Origin of the sequence: Nocardioides sp. dk884 (assembly GCF_009557055.1) — a bacterium.
Lineage (GTDB): Bacteria > Actinomycetota > Actinomycetes > Propionibacteriales > Nocardioidaceae > Nocardioides.
This window is the reverse complement of sequence record NZ_CP045649.1, coordinates 129,111-145,307: the sequence shown is the minus strand read 5'-3', so window position 1 is coordinate 145,307 and position 16,197 is coordinate 129,111. Positions and strand designations below refer to the sequence as shown.

At 71.2% G+C, this 16,197-nt stretch carries 17 protein-coding genes; 11 read left to right on the top strand and 6 right to left on the bottom strand.

What is annotated here, in order from left to right; translation table 11 throughout:
• The gene (locus GFH29_RS00725) at nt 1-687 is read left to right on the top strand and encodes a response regulator (RefSeq protein WP_153321591.1); all 687 of its coding nucleotides are present in this window, start codon (nt 1-3) and stop codon (nt 685-687) included.
• Here GFH29_RS00725 and GFH29_RS00720 read toward each other — a convergent pair.
• Genes GFH29_RS00720 through GFH29_RS00700 form a run of 5 tightly spaced genes read right to left on the bottom strand, consistent with a single transcriptional unit; the run spans nt 684 to nt 5,366 of the window.
• Entirely contained in the window at nt 684-1,556 is an 873-nt protein-coding gene (locus GFH29_RS00720) for a hypothetical protein (protein ID WP_153321590.1), read from the bottom strand. The two genes, GFH29_RS00725 and GFH29_RS00720, sit on opposite strands and share 4 nt — an antisense overlap.
• Before the next feature lie 10 nt (nt 1,557-1,566).
• On the bottom strand, nt 1,567-2,193 hold the full coding sequence (locus GFH29_RS00715; protein WP_153321589.1) for a flavoprotein: 627 nt from the start codon (nt 2,191-2,193) through the stop codon (nt 1,567-1,569).
• A complete protein-coding gene (locus GFH29_RS00710) occupies nt 2,190-3,176 on the bottom strand; it encodes an LLM class flavin-dependent oxidoreductase (RefSeq protein WP_153321588.1) in 987 nt (328 codons plus the stop codon). Before GFH29_RS00710 ends, GFH29_RS00715 begins: the two co-directional genes overlap by 4 nt.
• Before the next feature lie 58 nt (nt 3,177-3,234).
• Nucleotides 3,235-4,461, bottom strand: coding sequence for an ABC transporter permease (locus tag GFH29_RS00705; protein WP_153321587.1), 1,227 nt, complete (start codon nt 4,459-4,461; stop codon nt 3,235-3,237).
• The gene (locus GFH29_RS00700) at nt 4,458-5,366 is read right to left on the bottom strand and encodes an ABC transporter ATP-binding protein (RefSeq protein ID WP_153321586.1); all 909 of its coding nucleotides are present in this window, start codon (nt 5,364-5,366) and stop codon (nt 4,458-4,460) included. The genes GFH29_RS00705 and GFH29_RS00700 overlap by 4 nt, the downstream gene beginning before the upstream one ends.
• 136 nt (nt 5,367-5,502) lie before the next feature.
• Between GFH29_RS00700 and GFH29_RS00695 the strand changes: the two genes are divergently transcribed.
• The 10 genes from GFH29_RS00695 (at nt 5,503) to GFH29_RS00655 (ending at nt 14,140) form a co-directional block, all read left to right on the top strand.
• Nucleotides 5,503-5,802: a helix-turn-helix transcriptional regulator gene (locus GFH29_RS00695; protein WP_153321585.1), complete on the top strand. Its 300-nt coding sequence runs from the start codon at nt 5,503-5,505 to the stop codon at nt 5,800-5,802.
• Nucleotides 5,799-6,263: a hypothetical protein gene (locus tag GFH29_RS00690; RefSeq protein ID WP_153321584.1), complete on the top strand. Its 465-nt coding sequence runs from the start codon at nt 5,799-5,801 to the stop codon at nt 6,261-6,263. Before GFH29_RS00695 ends, GFH29_RS00690 begins: the two co-directional genes overlap by 4 nt.
• Nucleotides 6,264-6,281: 18 nt before the next feature.
• The gene (locus GFH29_RS20785; RefSeq protein WP_153321583.1) at nt 6,282-7,526 is read left to right on the top strand and encodes a M16 family metallopeptidase; all 1,245 of its coding nucleotides are present in this window, start codon (nt 6,282-6,284) and stop codon (nt 7,524-7,526) included.
• Nucleotides 7,527-7,528: 2 nt separating this feature from the next.
• The gene (locus GFH29_RS00680) at nt 7,529-8,791 is read left to right on the top strand and encodes a M16 family metallopeptidase (RefSeq protein WP_153321582.1); all 1,263 of its coding nucleotides are present in this window, start codon (nt 7,529-7,531) and stop codon (nt 8,789-8,791) included.
• 272 nt (nt 8,792-9,063) lie between these two features.
• A complete protein-coding gene (locus GFH29_RS20380; RefSeq protein ID WP_194289069.1) occupies nt 9,064-9,240 on the top strand; it encodes an LxmA leader domain family RiPP in 177 nt (58 codons plus the stop codon).
• 66 nt (nt 9,241-9,306) lie between these two features.
• Entirely contained in the window at nt 9,307-9,486 is a 180-nt protein-coding gene (locus GFH29_RS00675; protein ID WP_153321581.1) for an LxmA leader domain family RiPP, read from the top strand.
• Between the two features lie 56 nt (nt 9,487-9,542).
• Nucleotides 9,543-9,731, top strand: a complete 189-nt coding sequence (locus GFH29_RS00670; RefSeq protein ID WP_153321580.1) for an LxmA leader domain family RiPP — start codon at nt 9,543-9,545, stop codon at nt 9,729-9,731.
• Between the two features lie 190 nt (nt 9,732-9,921).
• Nucleotides 9,922-11,652 (top strand): ABC transporter ATP-binding protein, encoded by a 1,731-nt coding sequence (locus tag GFH29_RS00665; RefSeq protein ID WP_153321579.1) that lies wholly within the window; start codon nt 9,922-9,924, stop codon nt 11,650-11,652.
• The gene (locus tag GFH29_RS00660) at nt 11,649-13,514 is read left to right on the top strand and encodes an ABC transporter ATP-binding protein (protein ID WP_153321578.1); all 1,866 of its coding nucleotides are present in this window, start codon (nt 11,649-11,651) and stop codon (nt 13,512-13,514) included. Before GFH29_RS00665 ends, GFH29_RS00660 begins: the two co-directional genes overlap by 4 nt.
• Nucleotides 13,515-13,900: 386 nt before the next feature.
• On the top strand, nt 13,901-14,140 hold the full coding sequence (locus GFH29_RS00655; protein ID WP_153321577.1) for a hypothetical protein: 240 nt from the start codon (nt 13,901-13,903) through the stop codon (nt 14,138-14,140).
• A 118-nt stretch (nt 14,141-14,258) separates the two neighbouring features.
• Here GFH29_RS00655 and GFH29_RS00650 read toward each other — a convergent pair whose 3' ends face one another.
• Nucleotides 14,259-15,587 (bottom strand): hypothetical protein, encoded by a 1,329-nt coding sequence (locus GFH29_RS00650; RefSeq protein ID WP_228387674.1) that lies wholly within the window; start codon nt 15,585-15,587, stop codon nt 14,259-14,261.
• Nucleotides 15,588-16,197: the final 610 nt, after the last annotated feature.

Below are 16,197 nucleotides of genomic sequence, written 5' to 3'. Positions count from 1 at the left end.
ATGACGACCGACAGCACCATCCGCATCGCCCTGGTCGACGACCAGGACCTCGTCCGCAGCGGGGTCGCCATGATCATCGACAACGAGCCCGACCTGGAGGTGGTGGCCCAGGCCAGCAGCGCCGAGACCGGGGTGGAGCTCGCCGTGGAGCACCGGCCGGACGTGGTGCTGATGGACGTCAACATGCCGGGCGGGTCGAACGGCATCGAGGCGACGCGCCAGATCGTCGAGCAGACCGATAGCAAGGTGATCATGCTGACGGCGTTCGACGACGAGGACACCGTCTTCCCCGCCCTCCAGGCCGGTGCCAGCGGCTACCTCCTCAAGGTGAGCGAGGGCGAGACGCTCCTCGCCGCCATCCGAAGCACCCACCGCGGCCAGGCCCACCTCTCGCCCGGAGTAACCACCAAGGTGCTGCACCACTTCAGTGACCGCGCCACCGGGGGCACCTTCCGACCCCGCCTCGTCGACACCCTCACCCACCGCGAGCGCGACGTCCTCGGCCTGATCGCACGAGGTCTCTCGAACGCCGAGATCGCCGCGGAGCTGACCGTCAGCGAGTGCACCGCCAAGACGCACGTGTCGCACATCTTGACCAAGACGGGGATCCGCGACCGCGTGCAGGCGGTCTCCCTCGCCTACGAGAGCGGGCTGGTCCGGCCGGGCGAGATCGTCGTGGCGGGCTAGGCGCCGAGCACGCCGTCGGGGTCGGCGGCCAGCTCGGCGACCCGGTGCACCCGGGCGTCGAGGTCGTCGGCCCACCCGACGTACGCCGCGAAGTCGTGGAGGTGGACCAGCCACCGCAGGACGGCCGCGCGGGAGACCAGGCCACGATCGACGTCGGCGCCGTAGTGGGCCAGCACGGCCTCCGCCAGCGGGTGGCCGACCAACGACCTGGGCGTCGTCACCGCGCCGGGGTCGTTGGCCAGCTCGAGGAACTCGCCCAGCACCCAGCCGAGGTCCCAGGCCGCCGGTGCTGCGGCGACCTCGTCGGTCACCAGTACCACGACGTGGTCGCCATCAGGCGCCGGGTAGACAGTGTTGGTGCCCGGCGCACCCAGAGCCAGGACCCGCTCCGTGGCAGCGAGGTCGCCCAGCAGCTGACGCGCCCGCCGCTGGAGCGGCTCGGCCCGCAGCACCGACTCGTGCAGCCGTCCCGCGCACCCTGGGCCGCGCCCGCTCTCCAGCCAGCGGGCCAGCCGGCGCCACCCCGCGGGTGCCGGGAGATCGCCGGGCGCGAGGTCGTGGACCGCGCGCAGAGCCGCCCCGAGCGGCGCGACCATGCGAGTCATCCCCGTGACCGGCATCCCCGCCAGCAGCAGGGTCGCAGCCGAGGCCTCGCCCGGTACGTCGTATGCCCATCCACCGTCGGGATCCGGTGCGTGCGGCAGGCTCCATCGCACCCCCGCGACCTCGCGGGCCGCGACCCGGCGCCCCGCCTCCGGCGACCAGGCCAGCGGGTCCTCCCGCAGCGGGCCGGGGCCCCGGCGTACGACGACCCGCCCGTCGGCCACGGAGGTGACGGTGCGCTGGTAGCCGGTCTCGGTCCGGCGCATCTCCTCCGCCTCAGCCATCGCGATCGGCCAGCAGGCCGGCGACGGCCGCGAGCGCCATCGGGAAGGGGGCGGGCGGCAGGCCCTCCCGCCGACCGGTCGCGGAGCTGATGCCGGGGACGGGCGGCAGGACAGTGAGCGCGTCGCGATCGGCCAGCGTCGCGAGGTGACGGCGGTAGGCGGCGCTCTCGAGGGTGCCCGGCGGGAGCGCCGGACACACGACCAGCGGCGCGGTCGAGCACTGGATCGCGAGCTGGGCAGGGGTGTCGGCGAGACCGGCGGCGAGACGCCCCAGGTAGGAGAAAGTGCACGGGTGCACGAGGAAGGCGTCGGTCGTCTCGGCCAGCTCCACGTGAGTCGCGTGACCCGGGGCGGCCTCGTCCCAGGAGTCGATCATCACCGGCGCTCGTAGGAGGGCCGTCACCACCTGTCGGCTGACCATCGTGGTGGCGCTGCGGGTGAGGATGACCCGGAGGTCGGGACGCTCGCGGAGGTCGCGGAGGTAGTTCAACCAGTACGGCAGGTAGGCGGCGCTGAGCGAGCCCGTCACCACCAGCGAGATCCGGCGCCCGCCGAGCTGCGCGATCGCCTCCTCGATCGCCTGGGCGACCTCGGCCGGGTCCTGCTGCTCGGCGCTCATGCCGCGTCCAGGACAGACGCGACGTCGTCCAGGTCGCGCAACGCGGCGACCGGTCCCTCGGTGTTGTAGACCCCGCCGACGTTGAGGAGCAGCTCCTCGACGCCGGCCGCGCGGTAGGCGCCCAGTTGCTCGACGATCTCTGCCGGCGAGCCGAATGCGTAGAGACCTCGCTTGACCACCTCCCGGGCGTTGTGGTCACGATCGCCGATCGTGATGTCGTAGCCCGCGCGCCGCAGGGCGTCGCCGTAGTGGGGCGCCCTGAGGTGGTTGCCCACCCCGGCCACCGCCAGCGCCACCGGGTCCCGTCCGGGTCGGTCGACGGCGAGGTTCACGACAGTCGCCAGACGGGTGCGGACCTCCCGATCGGCACCACCGCGCTCGAGCGCGGGCACCAGCTGCTCCGCGCAGTACTCCGGCGGGGTGAGCCAGGAGATGGCGACGTCGGCCACCTCGCCGGCGAGGGCGGTCATCCGGGGCCGCAGCACGCCGAGCCCGACCTCGACCTGCGCCTCGAGGCGACCCTCGAGCGTCGTGTGCACCTGGAAGTGCTCACCGTCGAGGTCGACGCGTTGCCCGTCGAGAAGCGTGCGGACGATCGTCGCGTACTCCCGCACGTAGCCCAGGGGGCTCCCCGGCCACCCGCCGGCCACGGACTCGTTGAACGCACGCGATCCGAGGCCGAGCCCGGCGACGTAGCCGGTCCCGCTGAGCAGCGCGAGCTCCCGGGCGTGCAACGCGGCCAGGACGGGGTGTCGCAGCGGCATCAGGCTGACGGCGGTGCCCAGCGGCGTCGTACTCCCACCGGCGATCAGCCGCGCGAAGGTCGTGTGCGGCTCGAAGACCATGGTCTGGCCCAGGTAGAGGCGCCGCAGACCCCCGAGCCGGACGAAGGAGGAGAACGTCTCGAGCTCGACAGGATCGACCGGGAAGCTCGGGTACATCACCGAGCAGTCCGTACGACGTACGGCGTGGGGCGATTTCATGGCGGGATCCTTCCGTGGTGGTCGGTCGGTCAACCACGCGACGTGGTCGGCGCCTCGGTCATCGGCTGGCCAGCGCGTCGCGGAGCTGGACCCGGCCGCCCGACCGCAGGACCGAGCCGGCGTAGACCCGCCCCGCGACGGCGAACGCGAGCACGGCGGTGAGGGCGCCGATGACCAGCGTGAGCGCGAGCTGCCATCCCGGCACCGGTTCGACGGCCATCCGGGCAGGCATGGTGAAGACGTTGAACATCGGCAGCAGGGAGGCCACGTCGAGCCACACCGTGTCCGAGAACTCGAAGGCGAGGTAGACCGCCGCGGAGAAGGGCAGCAGGCTCACAGCCATCGCCGGCTGCAGCGCACTGCTGAGCTCGTCCTGGCGCTCGACCCGGGCCGCCAGGCCCGCCATCAGGGTGCTGCAGGTGACCACGGCGAGCGCGAGACAGGCGGCTCCCGTCAGGAGCTGGCTGACCGCGAGGTCGCCGAGGCCCCAGGACGAGCCGCCCGTCCTCAGCCCGACCCACGTCGCGGCCAGGACCACCGCCAGCTGGGTGACCCCGATGATGGTGGTCGCGACGACCTTGCCGGCGAGGAGCTGCCAGGGCCGCACGCTGGTGAGCAGGATCTCGACCACGCGGGAGACCTTCTCCTGCATCACGTCGGTGGCCAGCGGGATGCCCCACAGCAGGATCACGACGACGGCGGCGCCGGCGAACCCGAGGCCGAGCATGATCTCCCCGACCCCTGTCGCGTCACCGTCAGTCCTCGGGACCACCTCGATCCGGGCCGCGTCCAGGGCGGCGGCGATCTCGCCGGGTCCGGCACCTCGCTCGACGGCGAGGTCCTGGACGGCCTTGTCCCTCAGGGTGCCCTGCAGGATGGCGGCGAGCCCAGGATCCAGCGACTCCTCGACGAGCACGTCGTGGCTGTCGGCGCCCGGCACCACGACGGCGTCGAGCTCCCCGTCCTCGAGCAGGCGCTCGGCCGCCGCGGCGTCGCGCACCTCCGTCACGGTGAGGGCGTCGCCCCCCGCGGCGTCGAGAGCGGCAGCCACCTGCGTCGCCCCCGGCGTGTGGCCCACCCGCAGCGCCTCGTCGTCGTCGCCGCCCATGGCGAACGGGACCAGGAGCGTCAGCAGGGCGAAGAACAGGGTGCTGACCAGGTAGGAGCGGGTGAGGAACTTCGTCGCCAGCTCGCGGCGCAGCACGATCAGCACGCCGCCGACCCCTCGGGTCCGGCGCGGGTCGACCTGCACGTGCGGCCGGGAGGTGGTGGTGTCGGCGCTCATGCCGCCTCCACCAGGTCGCGGTAGATCTCGGTCAGCGTCGTGCGGTGTGCGCGCAGCTCGACCAGCCGGCCGTGGCGTCGTACGACGTCGATGGTCGTGTCGAGTTCGGACTCGGTGATGCGCAGCGTCACCGTCTCCTCGCCGACCCGCTCGACCAGGTCGCTGCGGCCGAGGGCAGCCGCGAGCTCGGGGATCCACTGCGCGGGCGGCGCGGTGGACCTCACCTCGTAGCGGTCCGGGCCGGAGCGGGACCGGGCCAGCGAGTCGACCTCGCCGGCGGCGACGACCTGCCCGTCGCGCAGGATCGACACCCGGTCGCAGACCCGCTCGACCAGGTCGAGCTGGTGGCTGGAGAAGACCACGGGGACACCGCGCTCCGCCTGCTCGCGCAGCACCTCGGTCATCAGGTCGACGGCGATGGGGTCCAGTCCCGAGAACGGCTCGTCGAGGACCAGGGCCTCGGGCTCGTGGACGAGGGCCGCCGCGAGCTGGACCCGCTGCTGGTTGCCCAGGCTGAGGTCCTCCAGGCGGTGGTCCCGGCGCTCGGCGAGGCCCAGGCGGTCGAGCCAGTACGCCGCCGCCCGGGCCGCTGCACGGCGTTCGACCCCGCGCAGCTCAGCGAAGAACTGCAGCTGGTGGTGGATGCGCATGGCGGGATAGAGGCCCCGCTCCTCGGGCATGTAGCCGATCCGGGCACGGAAAGCGTCGTCCACCTCGGCGCCGTCGAAGCTCACCCGCCCGGCGTCCGCGGTGGTCACCCCCAGCATGATGCGCATCGAGGTGGTCTTGCCGGCTCCGTTGCTGCCGACGTACCCGAGCAGCTCGCCGCGTGGGACCTGCAAGGTGATGTCGTCGAGCACCTGTCGCGACCCGTAGGACTTGCTGACGTTCTCGAGAGCGAGCACTGCCCCTCCTTCGGTTCGGTCCTCCGTGGTTCGTGATCTCGACGCTAACGAGAGCGTTGGGTTTATACAACAGTTGATCGGGTTGTTCTGATCGAAAGCCTTGAAGAGCCAACGTTTCGCTCCCTATGCTCGATCTATGGTTCGACGTACCCGAAGCGGCGACGACGCACCCCGGATCTACAACCGGGTCCGGGTCGTACGCGCTGAGCTCGGCATCTCCCGTGCCGAGCTCGCGGCCTCGGTGGGCGTCAACCCGCAGACGATCGGCGCCCTCGAGCGCGGCGACCACTACCCGAGCCTCAACCTGGCGATGAGCATCTGCGAGGTCTTCGACGTCCCGATCGAGGCCGTGTTCAGTCGTCAGCCCTTCCCCTCGGTCGCGGCTGGGTACAAGCGGGAGCGACCGGCCGACCCCGACCGCGAGGAGCAGGGATGAGCGCCCTCTCGACCACCCCCCGCCGCTGGCTGGCGCTCGGGGCCGTCGCGGCCGGGACCGCCGGCTGGGTCTTGCACGCGGTCGCGGTCTCAATCGGCGCGCCCTTCGGCGTCCTCGGCGTGCTCGGCCTGCTCGCGCTCGTCGCCGGCTGGATCGCTGGCAGGGCGCTGATCGGCGACATCGCCGAACGGCGGGTCAGCGAGGTCGACGAGTACGAGCTCCAGCAGCGCCAGAGCGCCCGCAGCGCCGGTTACGTCGCGGCGCTGGGGGCGCTTCTCGTGCTCTTCGTCGTGCTGACCGCCGCGGTCCGGATGGCCGAGCGCGGACACCCCGACCTGCTCGACCGGGCGCCGTCCCTCGCCTTCGTCGCGTTCCTGCTGGTCGCGGCCGGGCCCACCCTGTTGCTCACCTGGCGCCTGCGTGATCGGCCGGGCGACGACGAGGGCGTGGGCGGGACGTGAGCCGAGAGTGAGCCGAGAGTGAGCAAGGACGCGACGGCGCCCGGCGTCGAGGTCCTCGACAACGGGCTGACGCTGGTGGTCGCCCCGGCCACCACGGCCGGGGTGTCCACCGTCGCGGTCCACGTCGGCGTGGGCTTCAGATCCGAGCCCGTCGACCGGCCGGGCATGGCCCACCTCTTCGAGCACCTGATGTTCCAGGGCAGCCGCTGCGTCGAGCCCGGAGGCCACTTCCACCGGGTGGAGGCAGTGGGCGGCCGCGTCGGGGGACACACACGGCACGACTACACCGAGCTGTTCGACGTCGTACCCTCGGGCGCCCTGCTCGACACGGTGCGGCTCGAGGCGGACCGCTTGCTGGGTCCCCGGCTCGACCAGCGGACGATCGACACCCAGGTCGAGGTCATCCGCGCGGAGATCGCCCAACAGGTGCTCGGGGTCCCGTACGGCGGCTTTCCGTGGCTGCACCTGCCAGAGGCGATGTACGACTCACCGGTCAACACCCACGACGGCTACGGCGACGTGGCGGCACTGTCGCGGGTGGACGTGGACGACTGCGTGGCCTTCTTCGACGCCTGGTACGCCCCGTCCCGGATCGTCGTGACGATCGAGGGCGACGTCGGCTCGGCCGCCGAGCAGGACGCCGTCCGCGCGGCGCTGTCGGCGATCCCGCCGCGTTCCCCGGCCGAGCCCGTCACCGTCGCCGAGCCGGCACCGACGGCCGATCGTCACCTGTCCGTGCGCGCCGCCAACGTCCCCACGCCGATCTGGGCCGCCGGCTTCCGGCTCCCCGACCCGACAGCGCGACCCGACCTCTACGCCGCCTGCACGGCGCTGTCGATGCTGGTGCCGATCCAGTTCCCCGAGCTGCGGCTCACCGTTCGCTGCGGGTGGTACGGCGTGCCCCTCGACGCCCGGTCGCCGGACGCCTGGGTCGTGTCCACCCACCCGACCCCCGAGGCGAGCGGCGCGCCGCTCCTCGCCCTGGTCCGCGACCTGCTGGGCCGGTGGGACGCCCGGGCCCCCGCCCCCGATGTCCTGACCCATGCGGCGGCACGCATCCGGCTGCGGACCTACCAGGACGACCAGCGGCTGGGCCACCGTGCCCGCCGCCTCGGGGCCGCGCAGCTGCTCTACGACGACCCCGCCATCGACGACGCGTGCGATCCGTCCGCAGCGCTCGACCGCGACCTCCTGGGCGAGGCGGCCACGTACCTGGCACAGCAGCACGCCGGCACGGTCCTGGTCTCGCGGCCGGAGGAATGAGCATGCACCTGCCACCCACGCGCTCACGCGCCCTGCCGGGCCGGGCTCGGCTGGTCCAGGTCGACTGGCCCACCGCCCCCTTCCTCGAGATCCGGATCGTGCTCCCGTTCTTCCGGCACTCCTCGAGGGAGGCGACGCACGCCGACGTCCTCGCCCGCCTGCTCGGCGTCGGCCCCTCCGACGCGGGCGCCGCCGACGCCGCGGACCGCCTGCTCGCCCGCGGCGCCGTGCTCACCACGGGCGGGGCCGTGGACCGCGTCTCGGCGTCCTTGACCGTGCCGGCCGAGCACGCGGAGGAGGTCGTGTCCGACCTGCTCGACCACCTCCAGGCTCCGCACTTCACCCCGCCGGCAGTGTCGGAGGCGGTCGCGCAGGCGCGCGCTCGCGCCGCCGCGGCCGCCGGGCACCGCGAGACCACTCTGACCGGCGCCCTGCTGCGCCAGCGGTGGGGGACCGAGCACCCCTACGTCCACGCCGTCCCCGACCCTGACCACCTCGCCGGTCTCGACGCGTCGTCCCTGGCACTCCTGGCCGACCAGCGCCTCACGCGACGCGACGCGGCGATCGTCGTCGTCGGCGACCTCGGGACCCGGGGCGGGAAGGACTGGGGCGGGCTCCCCGACCGGCTCGGCGAGCTGTTCGCCACCGCCCGCCTGCCCGGCGACGCCGTCCCCGAGCCCACCGATCCGGGTCCGCGCGGGGCCTCGCTCGTCGTCACGACCCCCGGCCGGCAACCGACCGAGTCCTACCGCCTCTGGGCTCCGGCACCGGTGCGCGAGCACCCCGACCACCCGGCGTTGCACGTGTTCTCCCTGTGTCTCGGCGGGTTCTTCGGATCCCGGCTGGTGCGCGAGCTGCGAGAGCGCCGAGGCGACGTGTACGGCGTCACCACCGGCTTCGAGGTGCTGGCCACCGCCGTCACCCACGTCGTGATGCTCGAGTGCGCGCCCGACCGCCTGGCCTCGGTGCGCTCCGGGGTCGCCGACGCGGTCGAGGACCTGCGGACGGCCGGCCCGACCGAGCAGGAGCTCGCGGCCGCCGTGCGCTACGCCACCCACGCTGCCACCGTCGGCATCTCCGGGCCCGCGGCCCTGGCGACAGCCGGGGCGTCGGTCGTCTTCGCCGGCGACACCTTCGACCTGTGGCGCCGTCAGGCAGCAGCGGTCGCCCGCCTCACCCCCGACGACGTCGCTCGGGCAGGCGCTCGCTACCTGGGACCCGACGCCCTCATCGAAGCCGTCACCGCAGGTCAGCAGGGGTGCTAGCCGCGCCGGGGCGCCCCGGCACCCGACGCACGGCACCGGCTCGCTGAGCCCTCTCCTCCGTCCCGGAGACGAACCCGAGGAATCGTCCGCGCGACCGATGTCGGGTGATGAGCACCACTCATAAGTTCGTGGTCATCAGGTTGAAGCCCGACTTCAGACCCAGCCAACACGGCCGACGATCACCGCGTATGCCGACCGATCCGCTCACGCCGAGCGTCATCGCCACACGGTCGACACCAGCGGGTGCGCGTCACCGAAGAGGGAGACCGAAGATGACCACCCAGGACCTCATCGCCGGCTACGCCGCCTACACCGACGCCGCCGAGCTCGAGAGCACCTCCGGCGACGCCCCCGCGATCACCCCGACCGTCACGGTCACCACCTCGTCGGGCGCGTGCATCGCCATCAGCACCGTGTCTGCGGTCAAGACGATCGACGGCGCCTGCTGATCCCAGCCCGACACGAGTTCCACCCGAGCACGAACCGAGTAAGCAACCAGAGAGAAGGAGAAGGACATGAACACCCAGGACCTCATCGCCGGCTACGCCGCCTACACCGACGCCGCCGAGCTCGAGAACGCCGCCGGCGACGCCCCGGCGATCACCCCGTCGGTCACCTCGTCCGGCCCCTGCGCCGCCAGCATCGGAAGCGCCATCTCGGTGTCCGTCGTGGCCACGCAGGAGAACAACTGCTGATCCAGCACCCCATCTGTCCCACCCGAACCGAAGCACGACACACGAAGGAGAAGACCATGAACACCCAGGACCTCATCGCCGGCTACGCCGCCTACACCGACGCCGCCGAGCTGCGCACCGCGCACGCCGACGCCCCCGCGATCACGCCCACCACCACGGTGACCACCTCCTCGGCCGCCTGCATCGGCACCGTCAGCGTCGTCACCAGCGTCTCGGTCGACAACACCTTCGACCACAACTGCTGATCGGTCGGTCGACCGGCACGACGAACGGAGACGGGCGGTACCTCTCGACGAGGTACCGCCCGTTTTCCGCGCGCCCCCGGCCTCCCCCTCGAGGAGGAGGAACGGGGCTCGCGGTCGTCCGCACGCACGAGCGGCGAAGATCCTCGCCTGGCGGGAGTCCCCCGGAGCGCGACGGCCCTAGCGTCGAGACATGTTGACCTTGATCCGCCCCCACCTCCGCCCGTCGCGGGGCGCACTGGTGCTGCTGGGCGTCCTCCAGGTCCTCAGCGTGGCCGGCAGCCTCTACCTGCCGACCCTCAATGCGCGCCTCATCGACGACGGCGTCGCCCAGGGTGACCAGCACACCGTCTGGCGCCTCGGCGGGTGGATGCTGGCCGTCAGCGTCGCTCAGCTGGTCGTCGCGTGCACGGCGATCTGGACCGGGTCCCAGATCGCCCACCACTTCGCCCGGGACCTGCGCGAGACGGTGTTCGTCAAGGTGATGCGCCTCGGCACCCGCGAGATGCGACACCTGGGCAGCTCGTCGCTGATCACCCGCTGCGGCAACGACGTCACCCACGTGCAGATGCTGCTGCTGCTGGTGTGCACGGTGCTGATCACCGCCCCGCTGACCATGGTCGGCGCCGTCGTCATGGGCGTGCGGGAGGATCCCCGGCTCGCGTGGCTGATGGCCGTCGCCGTCCCCGTGCTCGTCGTGGTGATCGTGCTGTTCGCCTGGCTCGCCATGCCCGGCTACCGCCGGATGCAGGGCCAGATCGACATGGTCAACCGGATCCTGCGCGAGCAGCTCGGCGGCCTGCGGGTGGTGCGGGTCTTCACCCGGGAGCGGCACGAGGAGGAGCGCTTCTCCCGCGCCAGCGACGACCTGATCGCCACCTCGACCAGCGTCGGGAGGCTCTACTTGTCGCTCGGACCGGTGGTCACCCTGCTGATGAATCTCGGCATCGTCGCCGTGATCTGGTTCGGGGGTCGCCGCCTCGACGCGGGCGAGATCGGCATCGGGTCGATCGCTGCGTTCATCACCTACCTGGTGCAAATCATGTCCGCGGTGCTGATGAGCACCGCCATCGTCATGCAGCTCCCGCGTGCCCGGGTCTCCGGCGGCCGGATCCAGGAGGTGCTGACCGCCCCGGTCTCCCTCGCGGACGGCGCCGGCGGCACCGCGCAGCCCGACCCCGCCGCCGGGCTGGAGAGCAGGGCCGTCACGCTGCGCCTCCCGGGCGCCGACCAGCCGGTGCTCCGCGACGTCTCGGTCCAGGTCCGCCCGGGCGAACGGGTCGCGATCGTCGGCCCGACCGGGTCCGGCAAGACCACCCTCCTGCAGGTCCTCGCCCGCCAGCTCGACCCGACAGCGGGCGAGGTCCGCCTCGACGGCGTCGACCTGCGAGAGCACCGTCTGCAGCACGTCCGCCGCAGCATCGGGGTCGTCCCGCAACAGGCCTATCTGTTCTCCGGCACCGTCGCGTCCAACCTGCGCTACGGCGCCCGCGACGCCGACGAGCGACTCCTGTGGGACGCCCTCGAGGTGGCACAGGCAGAGGAGTTCGTCCGGCAGATGCCCGGCGGCCTGGAGGCGCCGGTCGCTCCGGGCGGGGCCAACCTGTCCGGCGGCCAGCGCCAGCGGCTGTGCATCGCCCGGGCCCTGGTGTCCCGGCCGCGCTTCTACCTGTTCGACGACTCCTTCTCGGCCCTCGACCTCCGCACCGACGCAGACCTGCGCCGAGCACTCCGCGGCTGGACACGCGGAGCCGGTTCGGTCGTGGTCTCGCAGCGCCTGTCCAGCGTCATCGACGCCGACCTGATCCTCGTGCTCGAACGCGGCCGCGTCATCGCTCGCGGCACCCACCCCGACCTCCTCGACACCTCGCGCACCTACTGCGAGTTCGTGGAGTCCCAGGCCTCCCAGGAGGAGCTGGCATGACCACGACCGAGACCCCCACCTTCACCCGGTCCGCCCGACGGTTCTTCGGGCTGCTGCGACCCGTGCGCGCGCGAGTCGTCACCGTGGTGGTCTTCTCCCTGATCAGCGTCGGCCTCGGCGCGGTCGGCCCGCTCGTGCTGGCCAGGGCCACCGACGCGCTGTTCGCCGGGGTGCTGGGCGCGAACCTGCCCGCCGACCTGACGAAGGACGAGGCGGTCGAGAGCCTGCGCGCGAGCGACCAGGGCGCATTCGCCTCGGTCGTGGAGGGCGCCGACGTCGTACCCGGACAGGGCATCGACTTCGGCGAGGTCGCGACGATCCTGCAGTGGGCGGTGCTGATCTACCTGGTCTCCATGCTCCTCCAGCTGCTCATCGCCCAGCAGCTCAACCACGCCATCCACGCCGTGATCCGCGACCTGCGGATCCGCTGCGCGCGCAAGATCAACCGAATCTCGGTGGCCACCGCCGACGGGCGCCGTCGCGGTGACCTGCTCTCCCGCGTCACCAACGACATCGACAACGTGACCGTCTCCCTGACCCAGAGCCTGGGCCAGACGGTCTCCTCGCTGCTGACGGCGTTCAGCGTCCTCGGCTTCATGCTCTACCTCTCGCCGTTGCTGACACTGGTCACGATCTCCACCCTCCCGTTCGCCGTCCTCGCGACGCGGGTGCTGATGAAGCGCTCCCAGCCCTCGTTCGTCGCGCAGTGGCAGCACCTCGGCGCGCTGAGCACGACGATCGACGAGTCCATCACGGGGCACGAGATCGCCGCCGCCTTCGACCGCGAGGAGGAACACGTCCGCCGGTTCCGTGAGGAGAACGACGAACTCACGCGGGCCGCCGTCCGCGCCCATGGCCTCAGCGGCCTGGCCGCCCCGATCATGGGGTTCGTGGGCAACCTCTCCTACGTGGCGATCTGCGTGGTGGGCGGGCTGCGGGTCGCCAGCGGGACCATGACGATCGGCGAGGTGCAGGCGTTCATCCAGTACGGACGTCAGTTCTCCCAGCCGGTGGCCGAGATGTCGGGCATGCTCAACGAGCTGCAGTCCGGCTTCGCCTCCGCCGAACGGGTGCTGGAGTTCCTCGACCTCCCTGAGGAGGAGGCGGGCGTGGTGGACCCCGTCCCCACCGCCGGGCTCATCGAGTTCGATCGGGTCGGGTTCGCCTACACCTCCGAGCGCCCGGTGCTCACCGACGTCGACCTGGTCGCTCGCCCTGGTGAGACGGTGGCCATCGTCGGCGCCACCGGCTCGGGGAAGACCACGATGGTCAACCTGCTGCTGCGCTTCCATGACCCCGACGCCGGTCAGGTCCGACTGGACGGGCGCGACATCACCCGGATGTCGCGAGCCGACCTGCGCTCCCGGATCGCGATGGTGCTGCAGGACACCTGGCTCTTCGAGGGCACCATCCACGAGAACATCGCCTACGGCGCGCCGAACGCCACCGACGCCGAGGTCCGACGGGCCGCGACGCTTTCCTACGTCGACCAGTTCACCGACGCCCTCCCCGAGGGACTGCACACCGCCCTCGAGGCGGACGGGGCCAACCTGTCCGCCGGAGAGCGCCAGCTGGTCACCATCGCGCGCGCCTTCGTCTCCGATCCCGACATCCTCGTCCTCGACGAGGCCACCAGCTCCGTCGACTCCCGCACCGCGATGCTCGTGCAGCAGGCGCTCGGCTCGCTGCGCGAGGGACGCACCAGCCTGGTCATCGCCCACCGGCTCGCCACCGTGCGCGACGCCGACCGGATCGTGGTGCTCGACGACGGGCGCGTGGTCGAGAGCGGTACGCACGACGAGCTCGTCGCAGCCGGCGGCTCGTACCACGCTCTCCAGCACCACCAGCTCGCGCCCGCGTGATCCTCGAGATGACGAAAGCCCCAGGTCGGCGACCTGGGGCTTTCGTGTCCTGTGCGCCTGTAGGGATTCGAACCCCAAACCTTCTGATCCGTAGCCAGGATCAGAAGGTTTACAAGGTCCCTGGCGACGACCCGACGCACCTACGGCCGACACCGCTTTTGATCGAAAGTACCAGGTCAGACGGCCATCAACAGGTCAGTCGTGCCACGACCGCTGGTGTCGGATCAGGACGCAACCGAGAGCGCCCTGAGGGCATTTTGAGCCGTTTTTGAGACGGGAAATGCCATGCATCCCCCCTGGCGATCGGGGTGTGACAGATCGCGACGACGAGGGCGCCCGCATGCCGATGGCGCACCCCTGGCGGGCGGTGGCAATACGCTGATCGGATGTACGACCAACGCCTCCTGGCAGCTGCCCAGCGGATCCTCGATGGGGACGACTCCGCGAACGCAGTGAGCGCCTTGGAGGGCGTGCTGCTCGATGATTACCCGGATGACGAGCGGTTCGACGATCTCCTAGAAGCCGTGACGTTGTACGCGCCGGGCATGCGGTCGCCCTACATCGGCCGTGCTGAGATCCGGGACGCGGTCCGGCAAGCATTGAACGCCGTCGACCCCGACCAGTGACGGCTCATGCCGTGCTCCGCAGCGGGGCTTCGACCATCACCCCTCAATCACAGAGGGGCGCGCCCCGGGGGGCGCTTCGTATCGGAAACCAAGAGGTCAGTTGTACGGATGGGGCGGTCTACTCGCTGCCGTCTTGGGACGACAGCGCTGTTGAGCTGAGCGCGGGCTTCTCCTCCGGCACCACCGGGTCCCGCAACTTCGGCGCAGCTGGTGACCACGCCTTCAGGTGCTGCACAACGTCGCCGTAGAACGTGTCGACCAGATCGAGGACTGAGTCGATGAATGCTCCGCGACCGCGTCCGCGCTTCGCCCCCATGGGCACGGACAGCGCGATCCGGAAGGAACGGATGTCCTTCTTCGGATCGGCGATGAGGACGGTCGGTTCCTCGCGGACCTTGCCGAGCAGTTCGGTCGCTCCGGCTCCGCGCGCGTTAGCGACGAACGACTCGACCCGTGTCGAGTCTGGTGCGTGCTTCAACTGGCGAATGATCCAGTTCACCCGAGTTGTCGGGCGACCCTCGCGTGGGGCATCGACGTCGACATAACAGGTGACTCGACCAGCGCGAAGGTCGGCGATCAGGTGAATGGGGGCGACCGCGTTCGGGATCCGGATCCCGCCGACCAGCTCCGCCTGCTCGACCATCCGCGACAGGACGACCTGAGCGCGGAGCGCCGGGTCGGCCTGCTCCTTGCGCGTCAGGACCGGAAGGACGTCGGTCCCTAGTTGTCGGCCGAGCCGGAGGCTGAGGTAGTGAAGGAGCGCGTCGAAGCGTGCCGCGACCTCGGGGGCCGACTTGTCCGAGGCACGGAGCGTCCCCGCGACCACTGCGTCTCGAACGGCGACCCAGTTGGCGCCCATGTCCTCGAACTCCATCGCCCCGGACCGCGGGTGCTCCAGGTAGCGGATGAGCTCACCGAGGATCCAGGCCTGCTCGGGATCGGAGATTCCCCGATGCTCCTTCTGCATGACGGCCGTCGACAGCACCTGCGACCACGACCAATGGTGCAGCGCGACCTTCTTGAGCTTGCGCTTGTCGACGCTCGTCGGGTGCTGCCCGGCGATGCTGGGGATCTCGTTGCTGATGGTGACGAGCGCGTCGAATCCCTGCTCGCGCGCGATGTCGAGGTAGTTCTCCAACTGCTCGGTCTGGAGCGCGTTCTTGCCGGTCTTGACCTCGACGAGCGCGGTCCAGGACCGGGAGCCACGAGTCACACGGATCAGGCCGTCCGGGTAGCAGCGCTTATCGCCCAGCATGAACGGGACCTCGATGAAGGTCTCTACGTTTCCTGCTGGCGCGCCGAGCTGACCCAGCAAGGCCTTGCTGAACTCCTTGACCGCGCCCATCACGGCAAGGACTGCGGACGTCGCTCGTCGCTCCTGCTCCTCGGCACCGCTGATGCCAGATGTGGGGATCAGTCGTGCTTCGTGCCAGGCCTCCTCAGACATGCGCCGGACGGTACGCCTGGACAGGCTCCATTGGAGGTAATACCGAGAAGTACAGCCACCTCGAAGAGTCCCTGCGAGCACGAAGCCCCCGACGAGACTCGCCCTCCCAAGGCCCAGTCGACGACGACAGTCAGCGCGGTCCGGCACGTCTGGACCGTCCCCCGAGATTCCACGGCCCGACGAAGTGCCACACACCTCTTGCATTCTCGGCATGGTCCCGTTTCGATTGTGCGAAAGGAAGGGCGAAAGCACGCCCGTCCCCCGGCCCGACGAGGTGCCAGATGACCGACCGCGACCCGTCGCCAGATGACACCAGGACGTGTCCGAACTGCGCCAGCCCGGTCGTCTACAAGGGCGTCGGACGCCGCCCCGTCTGGTGCTCAACCCGATGCCGCAACGACGCCGCTCTCCAGCGACTCGGCGCACGCAAGGGCGCGATCGAGGTCCGGGTGGTCGAGGTGCCCCGACCTCGAGCCGCGGCCAAGCCCGAGTTGCCCGAACCCGCGGCGACATCGAGCAATCCATCGCCATCCACCGGCGCGGCCCGCACCACCGGCGCACCCTCTGTGGACCAGGCACTCCGCACCATCCGCAACGACGCGCAAGCTGT

Excerpts from the sequence above, each read along its gene's own strand:
- GFH29_RS00665 (WP_153321579.1), top strand. The coding sequence starts at position 9,922 with ATGTTGACCTTGATCCGCCCCCACCTCCGCCCGTCGCGGGGCGCACTG.
- GFH29_RS00720 (WP_153321590.1), bottom strand. The coding sequence starts at position 1,556 with ATGCGCCGGACCGAGACCGGCTACCAGCGCACCGTCACCTCCGTGGCC.
- GFH29_RS00655 (WP_153321577.1), top strand. The coding sequence starts at position 13,901 with ATGTACGACCAACGCCTCCTGGCAGCTGCCCAGCGGATCCTCGATGGG.
- GFH29_RS00670 (WP_153321580.1), top strand. The coding sequence starts at position 9,543 with ATGAACACCCAGGACCTCATCGCCGGCTACGCCGCCTACACCGACGCC.
- GFH29_RS00650 (WP_228387674.1), bottom strand. The coding sequence starts at position 15,587 with ATGTCTGAGGAGGCCTGGCACGAAGCACGACTGATCCCCACATCTGGC.
- GFH29_RS00690 (WP_153321584.1), top strand. The coding sequence starts at position 5,799 with ATGAGCGCCCTCTCGACCACCCCCCGCCGCTGGCTGGCGCTCGGGGCC.
- GFH29_RS00660 (WP_153321578.1), top strand. The coding sequence starts at position 11,649 with ATGACCACGACCGAGACCCCCACCTTCACCCGGTCCGCCCGACGGTTC.
- GFH29_RS00715 (WP_153321589.1), bottom strand. The coding sequence starts at position 2,193 with ATGAGCGCCGAGCAGCAGGACCCGGCCGAGGTCGCCCAGGCGATCGAG.
- GFH29_RS00680 (WP_153321582.1), top strand. The coding sequence starts at position 7,529 with ATGCACCTGCCACCCACGCGCTCACGCGCCCTGCCGGGCCGGGCTCGG.
- GFH29_RS00695 (WP_153321585.1), top strand. The coding sequence starts at position 5,503 with ATGGTTCGACGTACCCGAAGCGGCGACGACGCACCCCGGATCTACAAC.
- GFH29_RS00705 (WP_153321587.1), bottom strand. The coding sequence starts at position 4,461 with ATGAGCGCCGACACCACCACCTCCCGGCCGCACGTGCAGGTCGACCCG.
- GFH29_RS00725 (WP_153321591.1), top strand. The coding sequence starts at position 1 with ATGACGACCGACAGCACCATCCGCATCGCCCTGGTCGACGACCAGGAC.
- GFH29_RS00710 (WP_153321588.1), bottom strand. The coding sequence starts at position 3,176 with ATGAAATCGCCCCACGCCGTACGTCGTACGGACTGCTCGGTGATGTAC.
- GFH29_RS20380 (WP_194289069.1), top strand. The coding sequence starts at position 9,064 with ATGACCACCCAGGACCTCATCGCCGGCTACGCCGCCTACACCGACGCC.
- GFH29_RS00675 (WP_153321581.1), top strand. The coding sequence starts at position 9,307 with ATGAACACCCAGGACCTCATCGCCGGCTACGCCGCCTACACCGACGCC.